Origin of the sequence: Lentzea sp. NPDC058436 (assembly GCF_042721515.1) — a bacterium.
GTDB lineage: Bacteria > Actinomycetota > Actinomycetes > Mycobacteriales > Pseudonocardiaceae > Lentzea.
Genome location: NZ_JBHXLF010000005.1, coordinates 182,638 through 200,226 on the forward strand (window position 1 = coordinate 182,638; position 17,589 = coordinate 200,226).

The 17,589-nt window shown below is 69.4% G+C and carries 19 protein-coding genes; 4 read left to right on the plus strand and 15 right to left on the minus strand.

Translation table 11 applies throughout. From position 1 onward, the window contains the following. Positions 1-38 precede the first annotated feature (38 nt). Positions 39-617, plus strand: a complete 579-nt coding sequence (locus tag ACFWN2_RS22020; protein WP_382430014.1) for a DUF4232 domain-containing protein — start codon at positions 39-41, stop codon at positions 615-617. On the opposite strand, the gene ACFWN2_RS22025 is transcribed toward ACFWN2_RS22020, so the two are convergent. From ACFWN2_RS22025 to pdxY, 11 genes are all read right to left on the minus strand, one after another. Continuing rightward, positions 614-1,528: a LamG-like jellyroll fold domain-containing protein gene (locus ACFWN2_RS22025; protein WP_382430016.1), complete on the minus strand. Its 915-nt coding sequence runs from the start codon at positions 1,526-1,528 to the stop codon at positions 614-616. The genes ACFWN2_RS22020 and ACFWN2_RS22025 overlap by 4 nt on opposite strands. Next, entirely contained in the window at positions 1,525-3,522 is a 1,998-nt protein-coding gene (locus tag ACFWN2_RS22030) for a PQQ-dependent sugar dehydrogenase (protein WP_382430018.1), read from the minus strand. Before ACFWN2_RS22030 ends, ACFWN2_RS22025 begins: the two co-directional genes overlap by 4 nt. 482 nt (positions 3,523-4,004) lie before the next feature. Beyond that, the gene (locus ACFWN2_RS22035) at positions 4,005-4,793 is read right to left on the minus strand and encodes an ABC transporter ATP-binding protein (protein ID WP_382430020.1); all 789 of its coding nucleotides are present in this window, start codon (positions 4,791-4,793) and stop codon (positions 4,005-4,007) included. Next, complete coding sequence (locus ACFWN2_RS22040) at positions 4,790-5,797, minus strand: ABC transporter substrate-binding protein (protein WP_382430022.1); 1,008 nt, start codon at positions 5,795-5,797, stop codon at positions 4,790-4,792. The genes ACFWN2_RS22035 and ACFWN2_RS22040 overlap by 4 nt, the downstream gene beginning before the upstream one ends. Positions 5,798-5,800: 3 nt before the next feature. Beyond that, positions 5,801-6,616 carry an ABC transporter permease gene (locus ACFWN2_RS22045; protein WP_382430024.1) on the minus strand — a complete coding sequence of 272 codons (816 nt, stop codon included), beginning with the start codon at positions 6,614-6,616 and terminating at the stop codon, positions 5,801-5,803. A gap of 124 nt (positions 6,617-6,740) precedes the next feature. After that, positions 6,741-7,430, minus strand: coding sequence for a phytanoyl-CoA dioxygenase family protein (locus ACFWN2_RS22050; protein WP_382430026.1), 690 nt, complete (start codon positions 7,428-7,430; stop codon positions 6,741-6,743). A gap of 2 nt (positions 7,431-7,432) precedes the next feature. Further along, positions 7,433-8,416 (minus strand): ABC transporter ATP-binding protein, encoded by a 984-nt coding sequence (locus ACFWN2_RS22055; RefSeq protein WP_382430028.1) that lies wholly within the window; start codon positions 8,414-8,416, stop codon positions 7,433-7,435. Continuing rightward, complete coding sequence (locus ACFWN2_RS22060; RefSeq protein ID WP_382430030.1) at positions 8,416-9,237, minus strand: ABC transporter permease subunit; 822 nt, start codon at positions 9,235-9,237, stop codon at positions 8,416-8,418. The genes ACFWN2_RS22055 and ACFWN2_RS22060 overlap by 1 nt, the downstream gene beginning before the upstream one ends. Beyond that, on the minus strand, positions 9,234-10,100 hold the full coding sequence (locus tag ACFWN2_RS22065; RefSeq protein WP_382430032.1) for a carbohydrate ABC transporter permease: 867 nt from the start codon (positions 10,098-10,100) through the stop codon (positions 9,234-9,236). The genes ACFWN2_RS22060 and ACFWN2_RS22065 overlap by 4 nt, the downstream gene beginning before the upstream one ends. Continuing rightward, positions 10,093-11,472 carry an extracellular solute-binding protein gene (locus tag ACFWN2_RS22070; RefSeq protein ID WP_382430034.1) on the minus strand — a complete coding sequence of 460 codons (1,380 nt, stop codon included), beginning with the start codon at positions 11,470-11,472 and terminating at the stop codon, positions 10,093-10,095. Before ACFWN2_RS22070 ends, ACFWN2_RS22065 begins: the two co-directional genes overlap by 8 nt. A gap of 73 nt (positions 11,473-11,545) precedes the next feature. Then, the gene (gene pdxY / locus ACFWN2_RS22075; protein ID WP_382430036.1) at positions 11,546-12,397 is read right to left on the minus strand and encodes a pyridoxal kinase PdxY; all 852 of its coding nucleotides are present in this window, start codon (positions 12,395-12,397) and stop codon (positions 11,546-11,548) included. 25 nt (positions 12,398-12,422) lie between these two features. Here pdxY and bla point away from each other — a divergent pair, with 25 nt between their 5' ends. Beyond that, the gene (bla, locus tag ACFWN2_RS22080; protein WP_382430038.1) at positions 12,423-13,319 is read left to right on the plus strand and encodes a class A beta-lactamase; all 897 of its coding nucleotides are present in this window, start codon (positions 12,423-12,425) and stop codon (positions 13,317-13,319) included. Here the strand turns inward: bla and ACFWN2_RS22085 are convergent. Continuing rightward, entirely contained in the window at positions 13,312-13,713 is a 402-nt protein-coding gene (locus tag ACFWN2_RS22085) for an ATP-binding protein (RefSeq protein ID WP_382430040.1), read from the minus strand. The two genes, bla and ACFWN2_RS22085, sit on opposite strands and share 8 nt — an antisense overlap. A gap of 82 nt (positions 13,714-13,795) precedes the next feature. Beyond that, on the minus strand, positions 13,796-14,191 hold the full coding sequence (locus tag ACFWN2_RS22090) for an ATP-binding protein (RefSeq protein WP_382430042.1): 396 nt from the start codon (positions 14,189-14,191) through the stop codon (positions 13,796-13,798). A 124-nt stretch (positions 14,192-14,315) separates the two neighbouring features. Here ACFWN2_RS22090 and ACFWN2_RS22095 point away from each other — a divergent pair, with 124 nt between their 5' ends. Beyond that, positions 14,316-15,494, plus strand: coding sequence for an MFS transporter (locus ACFWN2_RS22095; RefSeq protein ID WP_382430044.1), 1,179 nt, complete (start codon positions 14,316-14,318; stop codon positions 15,492-15,494). Between the two features lie 25 nt (positions 15,495-15,519). Continuing rightward, positions 15,520-16,077 carry a copper resistance protein CopC gene (locus ACFWN2_RS22100; protein WP_382430046.1) on the plus strand — a complete coding sequence of 186 codons (558 nt, stop codon included), beginning with the start codon at positions 15,520-15,522 and terminating at the stop codon, positions 16,075-16,077. Here the strand turns inward: ACFWN2_RS22100 and ACFWN2_RS22105 are convergent. Beyond that, entirely contained in the window at positions 15,976-17,214 is a 1,239-nt protein-coding gene (locus tag ACFWN2_RS22105; protein WP_382430048.1) for an RNA polymerase sigma factor, read from the minus strand. The two genes, ACFWN2_RS22100 and ACFWN2_RS22105, sit on opposite strands and share 102 nt — an antisense overlap. Then, entirely contained in the window at positions 17,214-17,561 is a 348-nt protein-coding gene (locus ACFWN2_RS22110) for a YciI family protein (protein WP_382430050.1), read from the minus strand. Before ACFWN2_RS22110 ends, ACFWN2_RS22105 begins: the two co-directional genes overlap by 1 nt. Between the last annotated feature and the right edge of the window lie 28 nt (positions 17,562-17,589).

The window sequence follows — 17,589 nt, forward strand, 5'->3', positions numbered from 1 at the left end:
ATGGAGATCAACACGATCCACCGGTAAGGGGTCCACGCATGCGTCTCACGATCCTCGCCGCCGTTCTCGCGGTCGGCGCCACGGCCTGCGGAACGTCGAGCTCCGCGCCCCAGGGTCAGGCTGCGTCCACAACCGGCTCGGCCACACCCACGTCCGCCGCCTCCGCTTCCTCTGCTTCTTCAGGCGACAAGCAGCAGGCCGCGGTGAAGGCCGAGCTGACCATGCAGGGCAAGCCCGGCCTGGGCCTGCTCACCGCGACGAACCAGAGCGGCGCGCCGATCACGTTCCAGGGCTGGCCGAAGCTCGCCTTCACCAACCCCGCGAACGAGCCCGCCGCCATCCCGGTCGAGCAGAAGCTCGTGCCGGGAGAGGGCCCGTCGATCACGCTGCAGCCGGGCCAGACGGCGTTCGCCGGCGTGCTGCTCGACGTGGAGAACGACGCGAACTCGTTCGCCATCAACGAGATGACGGCCGAACTGCCGGGGATGACGCCGGTGAAGGTGACGTTCATCGGGACGGACGGCCAGCCGATCGCCGACCTGACCAAGCTCAAGGTGAGCGAGGCCAAGGTCGGGACGATGCAGCCGGCCGCCCAGGGCGTGACGGTGTTCGACTAGCTCGACCAGCGGTACTGGAGGTTCACCTCCCGCGGATGGACAGCCCGGTCCAGGAACATCAGGCTGTCCATCCGGCAGTTGCAGGGGTTGTTCTCGCGGGTGTTCTGCGGGTAGCTGCCGCCGATCTTGTAGCCGCGCGGGTCCGTGGCCGACGCGAGGTCGGGTTCCGGTTCACCTTCGAGCTTCCACGGGTCACCGGCGGTGACGTAGCTGCCGTCGAGCGGCCTTCCGTTGCGGTACAACGCCATCGCGCCGGTGTCGAAGTCGAACGTCGCCGCGAGGTGCACCCATTCGTTCTGCGGCAACAGCTCCTGCCACGGTTCGGTGGCGGCGAACGTCTGCGAGTCACCGCCGTCGATCCTTCGCGCGAGTGCCACCAGCTTCAGTTCGCCACCGACCTGGATCAGCTCCAGCAGCGCACGGACCGCGTGGCCGTTGGAGTCGCCGGTCAGGACGCCGGCCAGGCCGATCGCGTTGTAGAGGTCCGCCGGGTCGGCGGTGTTCGAGTTCGGGGCCGGGTTCTGGCCCGTCATCTTCACCCAGCCCAGGATCGACGCCTGGCGCGTGCCGTTGAACGCTCTCAGCGAGGGCACGCCGGTTTCGCTGTACAGACCGGCCTTCCAGTCGTCGTTGCCTGCTGTGGCGGGGTTGATCTGGCCCAGCTGCACCGAAGTCCGGCTGGACACCCCGTCGCGCACGCGCATGTCCGCGCCGCCGTTGATCAGTCGCAGCGGCGTACCCGAGCGGCCCCTGTCCTGTTCCAGGGCCTTGTCGCCGCGCACCGGGTGTTCGAAGTCGTAGTACGACACCAGGTTGCGGGACAGCGATGGCAGCACCGGGCCGAACGCCTGAGCAGGCGCGGCCAGTCCCAGGAGAAGAGCCGCGGTGACTCCGAGAACGGCCGCCCTCATCGGATGCCCTTGCCCTGCACGCGCAGGTCGCGGAGCCTGCCGACGTTGTCGAACGAGCCGAAGCCGACACGACCCGAGGCGAACGTCTTGTCCGCGGCGGTCATCTGCGGGTACGGCGAGCCGTCCACGTAGACGGCGATCTCCCCGCTGTCCGCACAATGCTTGACCCGCACGCGATGCCACGCCGTGTCGGTGACGGCAGGAGGTGCCCCGACCGAGCGCACGGCGTCCCACTGGTGGTCGAGGCGCAGGCGGTCGGCGTTGTTGACGACGAAGATGCCGTTGTGCGGGTAGATCTTGTTGTCCGACGAGAGGTGCGCGTAGTAGAACTCGGTGTCGGAGCGGTGGCCGAACACGATGATCACGTCCCGGTTGGACTCCGCGACGGGCGTGTCCAGCCGCACCGAGGCGTCGACCTGGACCGAGCCGAACGCCGGTCCCTTCGACAGCACCGCGTACTCGAACGGGCGGCGCGGGCCGGGACGCGCGACACCGGGTTCGGCCAGCACGACCTCACGTCCGGGGAACTGCCACAGCGCCGGCGTCACCGGCTGCCACGAACTCGCCTGAGTCGCTCCCAGGACGAAGTCGTGACCGGCGCGGCAGGAGGCGAAGGCGCGGGCGCCCGTCACCTTCCAGATCTTGCCGTTCGCCTTGGCCAGCACGTAGAGCTCACCGGCGGCGTCCTGACCGAAGCGCAGGTCGACGCGGTTCGGGTCACCGACCAACGCCTTCATCGTCGTGAGCTGCCCGTTCGCGTAGACCATCAGCTCGCGCGAGACGGCCATCGGCCGACCGGCGCGCATCTCGCGTTCGTCGGCGACGTAGAGCAGCCCCTTGACGCCCTCGCCGTAGATGTACTTGCCGCGCAACGAAGGGATCTTCGAACCGCGGTAGACGAAGCCGCCCATCAACGCGTTCCCGCTGTCCGCGCACGGCCGTTGGGCGGAGGTGCGGTTGTGGTCGAACGCCGTCACCGGGTAGGTGAAGCCGTACTTCGCGTCGTCCGCGGGCAGCGGGAACACCCCGCACGACGGGTCGCCGCGCCGGTACTCCCAGATGCCCTCGCGTTCGCTCCAGCCCAGGTTGGCACCCTTGCGGACCTCGTACACCGAGTCCACGGCCTTCTCGCCGATGTGCCCCATGAACATCCGGCGCGTCACCGGGTCCCAGCTGAAGCGGTACGGGTCGCGCATGCCGTACGCGTAGATCTCCCCCAGCGCGTCGTCGTTGACGAACGGGTTCGAGCGCGGCACGCCGTACTGGCCATTGACGCCGTTCGTGCCGGCGGGGTCGATGCGCAGGATCTTGCCCTGCGGCAGCTTCAGGTCCTGCGGCAAGGTCGTCGAATAGCCGATGCCACCGTCACCGGACGCGATGTAGAGCAGGTGGTGGTCCTCGTCCCACGGCCGCGCCGTCGGGTTGAAGCCGATCTCCTGGAACCCGTGGATGAACGACGCGAACCCGACCCGCAGTAGTTCGCGCCGCGTGCCGGCAAACACGTCCGCGCGCGGGTCCGAGGCCGTCCACTCGGTGATCACGCCGTGCACCTCGTCGGCGCTGGGCGAGGGCAGGTCCGGCTTCTTGGTGGTCAGCGCGGACCCGGTCTCGGTGTGCACGGTGTAGAACTTGCCGTTGCGCCGGAAGTCCGGGTGGAACGCGGCGAACCCGAACCCGCTGCCCAGACCCCTGTGGGTGTGGAAGTCCGGGCCGACCGCCGCCCCGAGGTCGAGGAACGCGTGCTGGACCCCGTTGTCCAGCAGGTAGAGCTTGCCGTTCATGTCGGGCACGAACAGCCGGCCCGACCCGTCCGGCACCTCGCCGAGGTAGTTGATCCTGTTGTACCGCACCAGCCTGGTGTCGGTCGGTGGCGGCACGGGCTGCGACTTCGGCAGCTGCGCGACCTCGGTCAGCTCCAGGCCGATGCCGGACGGGCCCGGTGTCGGCAGCGGGTCGGCGATCGGCACGTCCTGCTGCGCTGCCGCTGTGGGCACGAACAGCGTGGAGAGCACTAATGTTGTTATGGCCAAACGGGACAAGCGTCGGTACATCCCCACCACCCTGTGGGCCAGGCCGTGCCCCGGCACGGCGACGGAAAGCGCTTTCCAACGCGGCGGAACTCGGACGCTACCCAGCTAATAGAGGTGTTACAACCCCCGTTGGGGGTGGCGCGGGCAATGGTGTGGGGTGCTGCGGGCAGGGGCATGCGGCACTTGGGCAGCGGCGTGAGGTGCTGGGGGCAACGGCGGGGGCCGCTTCGGGCAACGGCGTGAGCGTTGCGGGCAAACGGCGCGGGGCGTTGCGGGCAACCCCGTTGGGGGCGGGGCGGGCACCGGCGTGGCGTGCTGCGTACACCCCCTGCTGGTGGCGCTGGGTGCACCAGCAGGGGTGCTGCGGGCAGCGGCGTGGTGGCGCTGCGGGCAGGGCCGCCAGGCCTGTCCCGAACCCGACAGCCGCACCACCCCTGCCGCGCCCCTCACTCCCGCCCTGTCGCCGCCCCCAACAGGTCCCGAATCCGAGCCGTCGCCGAAGCGAACTCCGGCCGAGCCATCGTCGCCGTGTACTCCCGACTCCCAGGCAGGTCCACCTCGATCACCTCGTGCACCACCGCAGGCCGCTGCGTCAGCACGATCACCCGGTTGGCGAGGTACACCGACTCGGCGATCGAGTGCGTCACCAGCAGCACGGTCGTGCCGGTCTCTCGCCACACCCGGTGCAGCTCGACGTTCATCTGCTCGCGCGTCAACGCGTCCAGCGCGCCGAACGGTTCGTCCATCAGCAGCACGCGCGGCTGGTGCAGCAGCGCACGGCACAACGCCACGCGCTGCTGCATGCCGCCGGACAGTTCGTGCGGCAGGGCGTTCTCGAAGCCGGACAGGCCCGTCATCTCGATGAGCTCGTCGGCGCGTCTGCCCGCCTCGGCCGCGTTCATGCCGCGCATCTCGGCCTGCAGCAGGATGTTGCGGCGTGCCGAACGCCATTCCAGCAAGGCGGCTCGCTGGAACACGAAGCCGATGTCGTGGCGCGGGCCGTTCACCTGGGAGCCCAGCAGCGTCACGGTGCCCGACGACGGCTTCAGCAGGCCGGACACCAATTTGAGCAGCGTCGACTTGCCGCAGCCTGAGGGGCCGACGATGGACACGAACTCGCCCGGTGCGACGTCCAGTGAGACCTGCTGGATCGCGGTCACCTCCGCGCGCTTCGACTGGAAGCGCACGGATACGTCGTCGATCGAGACGGCGGGAGTCGTCAAGGTGCCGGTCATCCCTTGGGTGCCACGCTTTCTTCCCAGTACGCGGACGGTTCGGACGCTTCCTTGATGATGCCGGTCTTCTGGAAGGTGTCGATGGTCTTCTTCCAGTCGTCCACCGAGTTGACGCCCGGCGCCTTGCCCTTGGTGGCGTCGGTGTGCAGAAGAGTCAGCGTCGTCTTGAACTGCTCCAGCACGACGGTCGGTGACGGCAGCTGCTCGGCGGCGCCCTTCATCGACTCGGCTGCGGCCTCCGGTGACTTCTCGGCCTCCGCCCAGGCTTCTTGCGTGGCCGCGACCATCTTGCGAACGAGCTCGGGGTCCTTCTGCAGCATCGACTTCGACGTCAGCAGGCCGTTGCTGAAGTAGTTGAGGCCGAACTCGGAGAACCGCAGGTAGCCGACGTCCTTGCCCGCCTTCTCCTTGATGGTCGGGCCCTGGTCGGACGCGAACCCGAGCAGCACGTCGGTGCGGTTCGAGATGACCGCGGCCATCTTGCCCGCCGGGTCGATGTTCTGGATCGAGACGTCGGACTCCTGCATGCCGTTCTGCTTCAGGAACGCCGGGAACGTCTTCGTCAGCGCGTCGCCCGCGGTGGTGGCGACAGACTTGCCCTTCAGGTCCGAGGGCGACTTGATGTTCTTGTCGGTGAAGAACTGCACGGAGGCCGGGGTGGTCTGCAGGAACACGCCGATGCTCTTGGCCGGCACGCCCTGTTCGACGGCCGTGGCGAGCGCGGACGTGTCGGCCCAGCCGAAGTCGGTCTGGCCGGCGCCGGTGGCTGTCACGGTCTTGCCGGAGCCCTGGCCCGCCTGGATCTTCAGCTTGATGCCGTGCTTGTCGTAGATGCCCTGCTTGACCCCGTAGTAGAACGGCGCGTGCTCGCCGTACGGGTACCAGTTGAGGGTCAGCGTGACCTCACGGGCCTCACCGCCGGACCCGGACGTCGTGCCGCCGCCCCCACCGCAGGCGGTGATCGCCAGTAGTGCGGGGAGCAGACCTGCGAGCAGCTTCCTCATCGATCAGCCTTTCGCGAGAAGGGTGGTGACGGCGGCGCCGCGCCGGCTGGCGTGCCACGGCAGCAGCAGCTTTTCGGCGAGGTCGAGCAGCAGGAAGAGCAGGACGCCCACGACGGAGATGACGATCAGGCCCGCGAACAGCATCGGGGTGTCCATGTTGCCGTTGGCCTGCAGGATCACGTAGCCGAGGCCCTCGTTGGAGCCGACGAACTCGCCGACCACGGCACCGGTGACGGCGAGCGTGACCGCGACCTTCAGGCCCGCGAACAGGTGCGGCAGCGCGGCCGGGAAGCGGATCTTCACGAAAGTCTTGACGGGGCCGCCGCCCATCGTCGCCGCGAGGTCGAGCATCTCGGTGTCGACGGACTTCAGGCCGGTGACCGTGGAGATCACGACCGGGAAGAACGCCATCAGCACGGCCACGATCACCTTCGGCTCGAAGCCGAAACCCAGCCACACCACGAACAGCGGCGCGATGGCGATCTTCGGGATGACCTGCGCGAACAGCAGGATCGGGTAGGCCGTGCTCTCGATCGTCCGCGAGTAGACCATCGCGACGGCCATCAGCACGCCGAGGACGCCCGCGACGAGGAACCCGAGGACCGTCTCGTAGGTGGTCACCCAGGTGTGGCCCCAGAGGTACGACCACCTGTCCACGAGCAGGCCGAAGGTCTTCGCCGGTGACGGCACGAGGTAGGCCTCGACCAGGCCGGTGACGGTGATGAGGTGCCAGATCGCGAGGCACGCGGCGAGCAGTGCGGCAGGGCGCCACGTCCGCTCCACGACGCCCCGCCACCGGTCGGCCTGAACCTTGTCCATCGGGCTCCCTGAGGTCGGAAAGCGCTTTCCAGTACGCTATGTCCGGTCCTCACAGCGGTCAAGGTGAAGGATCGCAAGAGACGACTGAATCGATTTTTCGATTAGCGGCCATTAGTTTCGGCGGTCAGGTCCCGATGGGGCTGTAGGTGTTGCCCGCGTGGTCACGGCCGCGCGCGAGGTAGATCCTGTGGTCGCCGGCCTTCAGGAACCGGACCGTCGTCGGCATGTACCGCATGGTGTAGCCGCAGCGACGCAGTCCACTGCGGTTCGGCGGCGAGCCGTGCACGAGCATGGCGGAGTGCACGCTGCACGCCCCGCGCTCCAGTTCCACGTCGACGGCACGCGACTCGTCGACCGCCGTCTCCTGGTTGAAGAACGAGTCCTCGGTGCCGGTGTGCTCGACGGCCGCGAGGTGGCTGCCGGGGATCACCCGCAGGCAGCCGTTCTCGACGGTCGACGGGTCGATGGCGAGCCACACGGTGATCGCGTCCGAGGCGGGCGAGATGCTGTCGCGCCAGAAGTGCGCGTCCTGGTGCCACGGCACGGGTTTGCCGTCGCCGGCGGGCTTGCAGATGAAGTGCGACGAGAACAGCGCGATGTCCGGGCCGATCAGCGACTCGACCAGGTCCAGCACGCCGGGGTCCAGCAGCCACTCGAACAGCGCCGGGTCGGTCAGGTGCGGCACGTCCATGTGCTCTGGCCGCTGCCCCTCCGGCAGGGCCGCCAGCTTCGCTTCGAAGTGCGCGGCCAGCGCCTCGAACTTCGCCGGGGCCAGCACACCGGAGTGCGTCTCGTAGCCGTCGGTCTGGAACATCGTCACCTCACGAGTAGGCCGGTCTCCTTGTCGTAACGCAGAACCCGCGCGGGCGGGGCGTCCACGGTCACTGTCGTGCCGACAGCGGGCTCGTCGTCCTCGGGCACGACGTACCCGATCTGGTCGTCACCGCAGTCGAGCGTCACCAGCGACGTCACCCCGAGGTTCTCCACAATGGACACCGAACCCGTGAACAACCCTTCGGCGGCAGGCGAAAGGTACTCAGGCCGCACGCCGACGATCTCCGAGCCGCGCGGCACCAGGTTCATGGGCGTCGACCCGATGAAGTTCGCGACGAACGTGTCGGCGGGCCGCTGGAACACCTCGCGCGGCGTGCCGATCTGCCGGATCCGGCCCGCGTCCATCACCGCGATCCGGTCGGCCAGCGCCAGTGCCTCGGCCTGGTCGTGCGTGACGAACACCGTCGTCAACGCCAGTTCCCGTTGCAGCTTCTTCAGGAATGTCCGCGCTTCCAACCTCAATCGCGCGTCCAGGTTGGACAGTGGCTCGTCCAACAGCAGCACCTCGGCCGACGCCGCGACCGCACGGGCGAGCGCCGCCCGTTGCTGCTGGCCGCCCGACAGCTGACCGGGGCGCCGCTCCAGCAACTCCCCCAGGCTCAGCCCGGCGGCGGTCCGCGCGGCCGTCTCCTGCTGCACGGACTTCGCGGCGCCCCGCACCCGCAGCGGGTAGGCGATGTTCTCCGCGACCGTCATGTGCGGGAACAACGCGTAGTCCTGGAACACCATCGCCACCCGCCGCTCACCGGGCTGCAGCCGCGTCACCTCGCGCGAGCCGATGTACACCGCGCCGTCAGAAGCACCTTCCAGGCCTGCGATCGTGCGCAGCAACGTGGTCTTGCCGCACCCGGACGGGCCGAGCAGGGCGAACAGCTCGCCGTCGGCGATCTCCAGGTCCAGCTCGTCCACCGCCCGCACCCCGTTGGGGTACACGGTGGACAGACCCTCGACAGTGATGCCCGCCATCAGCTCTTGATGCCTCCGTGGAATCGGAACCCGTACCGCTTGTTCACGAACAGGTACAGCACGACCACCGGGATCGAGTACAGCAGCGAGAACACCGGGATCACCGTCAGGTTGGCGCTGCCGCCCTCGTCGTAGAGGGTGCGCAGGAGCACCGCGGCCGGCTGCTGGCCGACATCGCGCAGCAGCAGGAACGGCAGCAGGAAGTTGCCCCACGCGTTGACGAACGCCCACACGAAGATCGTCGCGACACCGGGCCGCGCGACCGGCAGCACGACATGCGACAGCACCTGCCGGGGCGAGGCTCCGAACACCCGCGCCGACTCCTCGTACGAGCGCGGCACGGCGTCCATGAAGTCCTTCAGGATGAAGATGGCCGCGGGCAGCATGCCGCCCGCGATCACCAGCGCCGTGCCGAACTGCGAGTTGATCAGCCCGAGCTGCAGCATCATCACGAAGATCGGCACCATCGCGGCCGTGCCGGTGACCACCGACGACAGCAGCAACAGCAGGTACAGCAACAGATCCCGGCCGGGAATCCGCACCCGTGACAACGCGTACGCCGCCAGAGCTGCCAGCACCGTCGTCACCACGGTCGCGATCACGCACAGCACCAGCGAGTTCACCAACGACGTCAGCGCGTACGGGTGCTCGAAGGTCGCCACGACGTTCCGCAACGTCCAGTCCGGCCAGCGCAGCCCCAGTCCTGGCTTCGAGTCGAACGGCGCCGACGCGAGCCACAGCATCGGCACCGCGAAGAACGCCAACACCAGCGTGACCAGCACGTAGAACCCGATCCGCCGGACGATCCACAGAGGACTCATGCCCGCCTCCGCAGGAGCCTCAGGTACACCAGGGCGATGGCGAGGTTGCCCACCAGCAACAGCATCGACATCGCGGACGCGTACCCGAGCTGACCACCCTCCAGTGCCTGCCGGTAGATCAGCACCGGCAGCACCTCGGACTGGTGGTTCGGGCCGCCGGCGGTCAGCAGGAACGGCGTGAAGTCGTTGGCCGTCCACAGGCTGATCAGCAGCGTGTTCGTGAGCACGTGGCCGCGGATGTGCGGGAACACCACGTCCCGCACGGTCTGCCACCCGGAGGCGCCCATCAGCCGCGCGGTCTCCAACTGCGACGGCGGCACGGCGGCCAGCGCCGAGGTGTAGAGCAGCATCGAGAACGCCGTGCCGCGCCAGACGTTGAAGATGATCAGGCTCGTCATCGGGTACTGCACGAGCCACGCCGTCTGCGGGGAGCCGAGCAGCATGCCCAGCGTGCCGGTGTCGCGGCTCAGCACCGCGAACCACAGGTACGCCACCACCGTGCCCGGCAGGATCCACGAGAGCAGCACGAGCCCCTCGACGGTCCGCCGCAGGCCTGGCCGCACCGTCCGCAGCAGCCACGCCAGCGCGAACCCGAGCAGGTTCTGCCCGATCACCGCCGACCCGAGCACGAACAACGCCGTGAGCCACAACGAGTTCGTGAACAACGGGTCGCGCACGGCCTCCACGACGTTGTCCAGCCCGACGACCTGCGGGTTGGCCGCCGCGGGCCCGGTGAGCTGGTAGTTCGTGATGCCGATGTAGAGCGTCCAGAGCGCGGGGAAGACGAGGAACACCCCGATGAGCACGAGCGCGGGCGCGACGAACCCGACCGCGCGCCGCACGCCCAGCCCGGAGCTATCCAACGTTGCCCTCGCCGACGGCCTTCACCAGCGCCGTGCGATAAGCCGTGGCCACCTCGTCCGGACTCTTGCCCGCCACCACGTCCGCCGTCGCCTGCTGCAGCGCCGCCGAGACCTTCGGGTAGTCGGCGAGCCCCGGCCGGTACCGGGTGATCGGCAGGACCTTCTCGGCGATGAACGTCAGCATCGGGTCGCCCTTGAGGACCTCGTCGTTGACGTCCTGCCGTTGTGTGAGCTGCGCCGTGCCCGCCAGCGACTCCTTGACGGCCTCGGCGGAGTTGAGGAACTGCAGGAACTCCCAGGCCTGCCTGGGGTACTGCGTGTTCGGGTTGATCACCCGCACGCCACCGCCGGACATGCTGACGAAGTCCTGCCCGCCCACACCGGATCCGGACTGCTTCGCCGGGACCAGCGCCCACCCGACGGCGGTGTCGCGGTCGGCCATCTTCGCCACGCCGTTCTTGGGCTCCACCACGGAACGCCAGAAGTAGTCGCTCTCCAGCAGGATGCCGATCCTGTTCTCGCTGAACAGCTGGAACGACCGGTCGCGGCCCTTGGCCTCCTGCTGCAGCACCGGATCGCCGAGCCCGCCGCCGTAGACCTTCTGGTACAGCCCCAGAACGTCCTTCAGCTGGGCGGAATCCCCTTGCCACTTCCCGTTGTCGTAGATGGGTTTGCCCGTGCCGACCAACGCGGGCAGCACGCCCTGCATGGTCGTGGCCTCGCCCATCGCGGCGCCGGCGTTGAGCTGGATCGGTGTGACACCGGGCAGCGCCTTGAGCTTCGCGCCCGCGTCGAGCACGTCCTGCCAGCTCCGGGGCTGCCAGTCCGCGGGCAACCCGGCCTGCGCGAACAGCTTCCTGTTGAAGAACAGCACACGCCCGTCCGTGCCCATCGGCACGCCGTACCGCTTGCCGTCGAACTCGCCAAGTCCCTGCACGGCCTTGGGGATCTGGTCCCAGCCGTCCCAGTCGGTGTTCCCGACGACGTCCGCGAGCGGCTTGATCTGCCCCGCCTGCGCGAACTCGCCGAGCCAGATGCCGTCGATCTCGATGACGTCGCCGCCACCGCCGGTCTTCAGGTCGAGCGCGACCTTGGTCTTGAAGTCCTCGTCACCGGCGCCGTTCTGCTCGAACTTGACGGTCGCGGTGACGCCCTTGGCCTTCTGCAGCTCGGTGAACCTCGGGATCACCCAGCTCTGGATCCAGTTCGCGCCGCGCGCGTTCTTCCCGCCGACCGCCGAGTTGGCGACGATCGTCAGGGTGATCTCCTTGGCGTCGGCGTTGCGCGCCTGATCACCGCTCTGCGTCTGCCCCAGACATCCCGCCAGCAGACCGCACGCCGCCAGCAGACCGAACACCGTTGTTCGCCGCATCCACCCAACCTGGCACTGGATCACGGCGGCCACAAGGTCTGGCCGATCGACACGGCCAGACCCGGCGGCGGCGTCAGCGCACCTGTTCGGCCTTGAACTGCATCCGCGGCGCGGCGTAGAACTCCTGGGCCTGCACGAGCCGCAGCTCGCGCTCACCGGAGCGGTAGGTCAGGTCGATCAGGTCGAAGACGCTCGACGCCGTGCGCTCCAACGCCAGCGCCGCGTCCTTCGTCTGCACGTAGTGGGCGGTGAACAGCGCCGCCGTGACGTCGCCGGACCCGTTCGCCTTGAACGGCAGGTGCGGGGTGCTCACCAGCCACGCCCCGGCGTCGGCCACGACGAGCATCTCGATCGTGCCCTCCTCGCGGTCCGGCCGTTCGACGCTCGTGACCAGCACGGTCGACGGGCCCATCGCGCGGGCGAGGTCGGCGGAGGCGAGCGTGGACTCGACGCTCGCGGGCTCGGTGCCGGTGAGGAACCCGAGCTCGAACTGGTTCGGCGTGATGATGTCGGCGACCGGCACGACCTTGTCGCGCAGCAGCACCGGGATCTCGGGAGCGACGAAGCAGCCGGACTTGGCGTTGCCCATGACCGGGTCGCAGGCGTAGACCGCCGCCGGGTTCGCGTCCTTCACCCGGCGCACGGCGTCGATGATCACGTCGGCGATGCCCGCTCCGCCCTGGTAGCCGGACAGCACGGCGTCGACCTGCGGGAAGACCCCGCGCTCCTCCACCCCGAGCAGGATCTCGGCCACGTCCGACGGCGGCAGCAGCGGGCCCCGCCAGGCGCCGTAGCCGGTGTGGTTGGAGAACGCCACGGTGGGGATCGGGACGACCTCGACCCCGATGCGCTGCAGCGGGAAAACGGCCGCGGAGTTCCCGACGTGACCGTGGGCGACGACGGACTGGATGGACAGAACCTTCATCCCGCCAGCCTAATAGGCTGAACGGGTGGCCGACCGACGTGCTGTCCTGAAGACCCTCGCCCTGCTCCCGCTCGCCGGCTGCGCCACACCTCCGGTGACCGAACCGGTCCGCACCAGCGCGCCGACGACGACCAGTGCCGCGCCCACCAGGCACGACGCGTTGTTCGAGCTGGAGAGGAAGTTCGACGCACGCCTGGGCGTCTACGCGCTGAGCGACAACGGCACGACCATCGAGCACCGGGCCGACGAGCGGTTCGCGTTCTGCTCGACGTTCAAGGGCCTGGCCGCGGCCGCCGTCCTGCAGCGCAACCCGATGGCGCACCTGGACACCGTCGTCACCTACACCGAGGCCGAGCTGATGAAGAGCTCGGCGATCACCCGGCAGAACGTCCGCACGGGCATGAAGCTGCGCGACCTGTGCGACGCCGCCGTCCGGTACAGCGACGGCACGGCGGGCAACCTGCTGCTCAAGAGCGTCGGCGGCCCCGCGGAACTGACGAAGTACCTGCGCGAGCTCGGCGACACCGAGACCAGGATGGACCGGATCGAGCCGGACATCACCTCGGCCACGCCCGGCGACCCGAGGGACACCGCGACCCCGCGCTCGCTCGGCACGGACTACCGGCGGCTCGTGCTCGGTGACGCGCTCGAACCGGCGAAGCGCGACTTCCTGAACGACCTGCTGGAGCGCTCGGTGACCGGGGCGAAGCGCGTCCGGGCGGGGGTGCCGGAGGGCAGCAGGGTCGCGAGCAAGACCGGCACCGGCTCGTACGGCACGGTCAACGACATCGCGGTGGTGTGGCCGCCGAACCGGCAGCCGCTCCTCGTCGCGGTCATGTCGAGCAAAGCGTCCGCGGACGCCGAATACGACGAGGCTCTCGTCGCCGAAGCCGCCGCCTACGTCGTCAAGACCCTCACCTGACGGACGACACGTCCGCCCACACGGTCTTGGAGTCGGGGAACCGGTTGTGCCCCCACACCTGCGCCAAACCGTTGACCAGCAACAGACCGCGCTGCCGGCGCCCTAGGAACCCGATCCGCCCGAGCTGGGGGAAACGGCCGGGCGTCCCGTCGTCGACCTCGACCCGCACGACCTCCCGTTCAGGCAGGCGGAAGATGCGGGCGGCACGCTGCGGGGCGGCGTGGTGGTACGCGTTGCTCACCAGTTCCGTCGCCACGACCATCACGTCGACCACGACGTTCTCGTGCAGTCCTCTCAGCAGGCGGCGCACCTCCGCCCGCACGTCGGCGAGCGGCAGCACACCTTCCGGTAGGACGAGGTCCACTCGTTCGCTGGACCGTCCTGCAATTCCCATCAGCATCTCCCGGCGCCCTGTTCGTTCAAGGCAGGGGGATCCATACCCCAGGGCGCGCACGTCGAAACCCTACGAACTTCCCTCACGGCGTCCTCGGCAGATCTGCCCAGACCACGGTCCCTCCGTGAGCCCTGTCCACTCCCCAGCGATCGGACAGCCGGGCCACCAGGACCAGGCCGTACCCACGCTGCGGACGGGACACCTTGCGCAACGGCGGATGGGCGCGGGCGTCGTGCGCGATCTCGACGCGGATCTTCTTGAGCTCCACGACGACGCGCAGGAACGACGGTTCCGACGTGTACCGGTACGCGTTGCTGACCAGTTCGTTGACCACCAGCAACACGTCGGCCACCGCGTCGGCGTTCTCGCCCGCCAGTTCCAGGCGCACCCACCGCCGGACGGATGCGAGTGACGGCCTGTGCCTGCCCAGTGGCAGGTCCGCCGCCTCGCCCGTCCTCGCTGCCTGGTCGCGAGCCAAACCGCTCCTCGGTCAGTTGATCAGTTCGGGCGGCGGATACCCGGGTGCATCGAGATCCAAACCAACCCGTTCGTTCATCAACCTCATCTACCCTCACGGCTCCGCCGCAACTCCAGGGGGACGCGTGCCCAGATCCTTGCCGCCGCTGCTGGCCGCCGTGCTGGTCGTCTACTCGGTGCACCAGGTCCTGACCTCGGTCATCGCGCCCGTCGTCGGCGTGCTGTCCCTCACCCCGACCCAGCTGGGGCTGGTGTTCTCGATCGCGTCCGTGACGATCACGCTGGCGAGCCCGGTCTGGGGGTTGCTGATCGACGCCGTCGGGCTGCGCCCCGTGCTGCTCGTCGGTCTCGGCCTGTGCGTCGTGGGCACGGCCGGGTACGCGGCCTCGGTGACGTTCGGCCTCGACGAGACGCTGACGGGCGACGTGGCGTTCGCGTTCGTGCTGGTCTTCCGCAGCGTGCTGTTCTCCGCCGGGCTCGCCTCGGTGCTCGTCTCCGCGCTCGCCGTGGCGGGCCTGTCGACCCGCGGCGAGACGGCGCGCACCCGTGCCGTCGGCTTCGTCGGCGCGGCCCAGGGACTCGCCGTGCTGGTCGGACCGGTCCTCGGTGGCGCGCTCGCGGTCGCGTCGCTGTCGCTGCCGCTGTACGTGGCGCCGGTGCTCGTGCTGCTGGTCGCGTTCCTGGTCTTCACCACGCTGACGCCTCCCGCCGAGCAGCACGAACCGGTGCGCGTCCAGCCGTTGCTGCTGTTGCCCGCGTTCGGCGCCGGGTTCTTCCTGTACCTGTCGCTCGCGCTGGTGCAGACGTCCGTCGTGTACCTGGCCGCCGACCGGCTGGACACGCGCGTGGGCTCCGGCTCGATCGAGGGCCTGCTGTTCGCGTCCGGCATCGGGCTCCTCGTCGCGCAGGGTCTGCTCGTGCCGTTGCTGAGGTGGTCTCCCGCCCGGCTGCTGGTGATCGGCGCGCCGGTCGCACTGGCCGGCTACGCGATCGTGGCGGTCGCGCCGTCGTCCGCGTTGATGGCGCTGGGGTTCCTGGTGTCGTCGCTGGGTGTCGGCCTCGCGATCACCGGGTTCGGCGCGACGGCCTCGCTCGGCGTGGGAGCGCGGCACCAGGGCGTGATGGCGGGCCTGGTCACGGCCGTGAGCGGGCTGACGTTCCTCGGCGGTCCGATGCTGAGCACGCTGCTCTACGAGGTGGCCCCGCTCGCGCCGGTGCTCGCCGCCGGGGTGGCCGCGCTGGTCGCGGCCGGGCTGGCGTTCGTCCCCGCCCTGAACCGGTCCGAACCGAGTCTGCCGAACTGATCGACAGAGCCATTACGCTGCGCACGTGACGCGTTACTTCAGCGCGCTCGTGCTGGCCCTGCTGACCGCGACGGCCTTCGTCGTCCCCGCGCAGGCCCACGCCGAGCTCAAGAGCAGCAACCCCGCCTCCGGCGCGACCCTGGAGGCCCCGCCCAAGACGATCGAGCTCGTGTTCAGCGAGTCGATCAGCCTGCCGGACGGTGACGCGATCACCATCACCGGAGCGGACGGCGCCAAGGTGCCCGTCACCCAGGCGAACGCCGTCGACTCCACCATCACGGCGACGCTCGACACCTCCGCGGCGAAGTCCGGCGTGCACACGGTCGACTGGTCGGCCAAGTCCGCGGACGGCGACACCGTGACGGGCAAGTTCACGTTCACGATGACCGTCCCGGCACCGACCAGTTCGGCCGCCGCTCCGACGACGACCACGACCAGCGCGCCGGCGTCGACCACTCCCCCGTCGGCCGCGCCGGACGAGTCAGGTGGCGTGCCGATCTGGGTGTGGCTGCTGATCGCGCTCGTGGTGGTCGTCGGCGTGATCCTGCTGGTCCGCCGCCGCAAGCCCGCCGAGACCCCGTAGCCGTTTGCGCAGGAGGTCGCGTTCCGCCGGGTGTTCGGCCCGGTCGAGCGCGGCCTCCAGCGCTGTCCTCGGGTCTTCTCCCAGCCGTTGCAGCAGGTCCGCCCGGACGGCGTGGAACAGGTGGTAGCGGTCGAGGTCGAGCGCGTCGACCTCGCGCAGGGCCGCTCGTGGTCCCTCGGTCTCGGCGATCGCGACGGCGCGGTGCAGTGCCACGACCGGGCTCGGCGTGAGCGCCATCAGCTGGTCGTAGAGGGCGACGACCTGGTGCCAGTCGGTCGGCGGGTCGCTGTGCACGGCGTTGATCGCGGCCTGGACCTGGTACGGACCCGGCCGGTTCCAGCGCAGGCAGCGGCGGACGAGGTCCTGGCCCTCCCGGACGAGCTCGGCGTTCCACAACTCCCTGTCCTGGTCCCGCAGCAGCACGATCTCGCCGTCGCGCAGCCGTGCCTCCCGCCGTGACGCGACGAGCAGCATCAACGCGAGCAGGCCCCACACCTCGGGCTCGTCCGGCATGAGCTCCGCCAGCACGCGGCCCAGGCGGATCGCCTCGTCCGCGAGATCGGTCCTGTCGAGCCAGCCCTCGTTGAAGATCAGGTAGACGACGGCGAGCACGGCCTTCAGCCGGTCAGGCAGGTCGGCGTCGCGCGGCACCCGGTACGGGATGCGGGCCGCGCGGATCTTGCCCTTCGCGCGCACGATCCGTTGCGCCATCGTGGGTTCCGGCACCAGGAACGCCCTGGCGATCTCCGCCGTGCTCAGGCCGCCGAGCAGTTTCAGCGTCAGCGCGACCCTGGCCTGCGGCGCGAGTGACGGGTGGCAGCAGGTGAAGATCAGCCGCAGCTGGTCGTCGGCCACGTCCCCCACCTCCCGCACTTCCGGTTCGTGGCGCAGCAGTTCGGCCTGCGCGTGCTTCTCGTGGCCCTTGGCCTCGCGGCGCAGCCTGTCGATGGCGCGGTTGCGGGCGGTGGTGATGATCCAGCCCGCGGGCGCAGGCGGAACGCCTTCGACGGGCCAGCGCTGTGCGGCCGTGGTGAAGGCGTCCTGCACCGCCTCCTCGGCGAGGTCGATGTCCCCGAGGACGCGGGTCAGGACGGACACCGCACGGCCGTACTCGGCCCGGAAGACCTCCTCGATCATCAGTACGCGATCGGCCTGACCTCGATCGACAGCGGACTGAGCACGCCCGCGAGCCGTCGGCCCCATTCGAGCGCCTCGTCGAGGTCCTCCGCCTGGACGACCGTGAAGCCGCCGATGTGCTCCTTGCCCTCGGCGAACGGCCCGTCGGTCATCAGCACGTCGTCGTCCTTCGCACTGAGGACGGTCGCGGTCGACGGCGGGTGCAGGCCGACGGCGAACACCCACGCGCCCTTCGCCTGCATCTCCTCGTTCAGCGCGGCGAGGTTCGTCATGATCGGGTCGAGCACCTCGGGCGGCGGGGCCTCGCCGTCGGGCTGGTAGATGCTGAGCAGGTACTTCTGGGTCATCGTGGTCTCCTCTCGCCCCTTGTACGAA

Excerpts from the sequence above, each read along its gene's own strand:
- ACFWN2_RS22020 (WP_382430014.1), top strand. The coding sequence starts at position 39 with ATGCGTCTCACGATCCTCGCCGCCGTTCTCGCGGTCGGCGCCACGGCC.
- ACFWN2_RS22025 (WP_382430016.1), bottom strand. The coding sequence starts at position 1,528 with ATGAGGGCGGCCGTTCTCGGAGTCACCGCGGCTCTTCTCCTGGGACTG.
- ACFWN2_RS22035 (WP_382430020.1), bottom strand. The coding sequence starts at position 4,793 with ATGACCGGCACCTTGACGACTCCCGCCGTCTCGATCGACGACGTATCC.
- ACFWN2_RS22040 (WP_382430022.1), bottom strand. The coding sequence starts at position 5,797 with ATGAGGAAGCTGCTCGCAGGTCTGCTCCCCGCACTACTGGCGATCACC.
- ACFWN2_RS22045 (WP_382430024.1), bottom strand. The coding sequence starts at position 6,616 with ATGGACAAGGTTCAGGCCGACCGGTGGCGGGGCGTCGTGGAGCGGACG.
- ACFWN2_RS22050 (WP_382430026.1), bottom strand. The coding sequence starts at position 7,430 with ATGTTCCAGACCGACGGCTACGAGACGCACTCCGGTGTGCTGGCCCCG.
- ACFWN2_RS22055 (WP_382430028.1), bottom strand. The coding sequence starts at position 8,416 with ATGGCGGGCATCACTGTCGAGGGTCTGTCCACCGTGTACCCCAACGGG.
- ACFWN2_RS22060 (WP_382430030.1), bottom strand. The coding sequence starts at position 9,237 with ATGAGTCCTCTGTGGATCGTCCGGCGGATCGGGTTCTACGTGCTGGTC.
- ACFWN2_RS22070 (WP_382430034.1), bottom strand. The coding sequence starts at position 11,472 with ATGCGGCGAACAACGGTGTTCGGTCTGCTGGCGGCGTGCGGTCTGCTG.
- pdxY (WP_382430036.1), bottom strand. The coding sequence starts at position 12,397 with ATGAAGGTTCTGTCCATCCAGTCCGTCGTCGCCCACGGTCACGTCGGG.
- ACFWN2_RS22085 (WP_382430040.1), bottom strand. The coding sequence starts at position 13,713 with ATGGGAATTGCAGGACGGTCCAGCGAACGAGTGGACCTCGTCCTACCG.
- ACFWN2_RS22105 (WP_382430048.1), bottom strand. The coding sequence starts at position 17,214 with ATGATCGAGGAGGTCTTCCGGGCCGAGTACGGCCGTGCGGTGTCCGTC.
- ACFWN2_RS22110 (WP_382430050.1), bottom strand. The coding sequence starts at position 17,561 with ATGACCCAGAAGTACCTGCTCAGCATCTACCAGCCCGACGGCGAGGCC.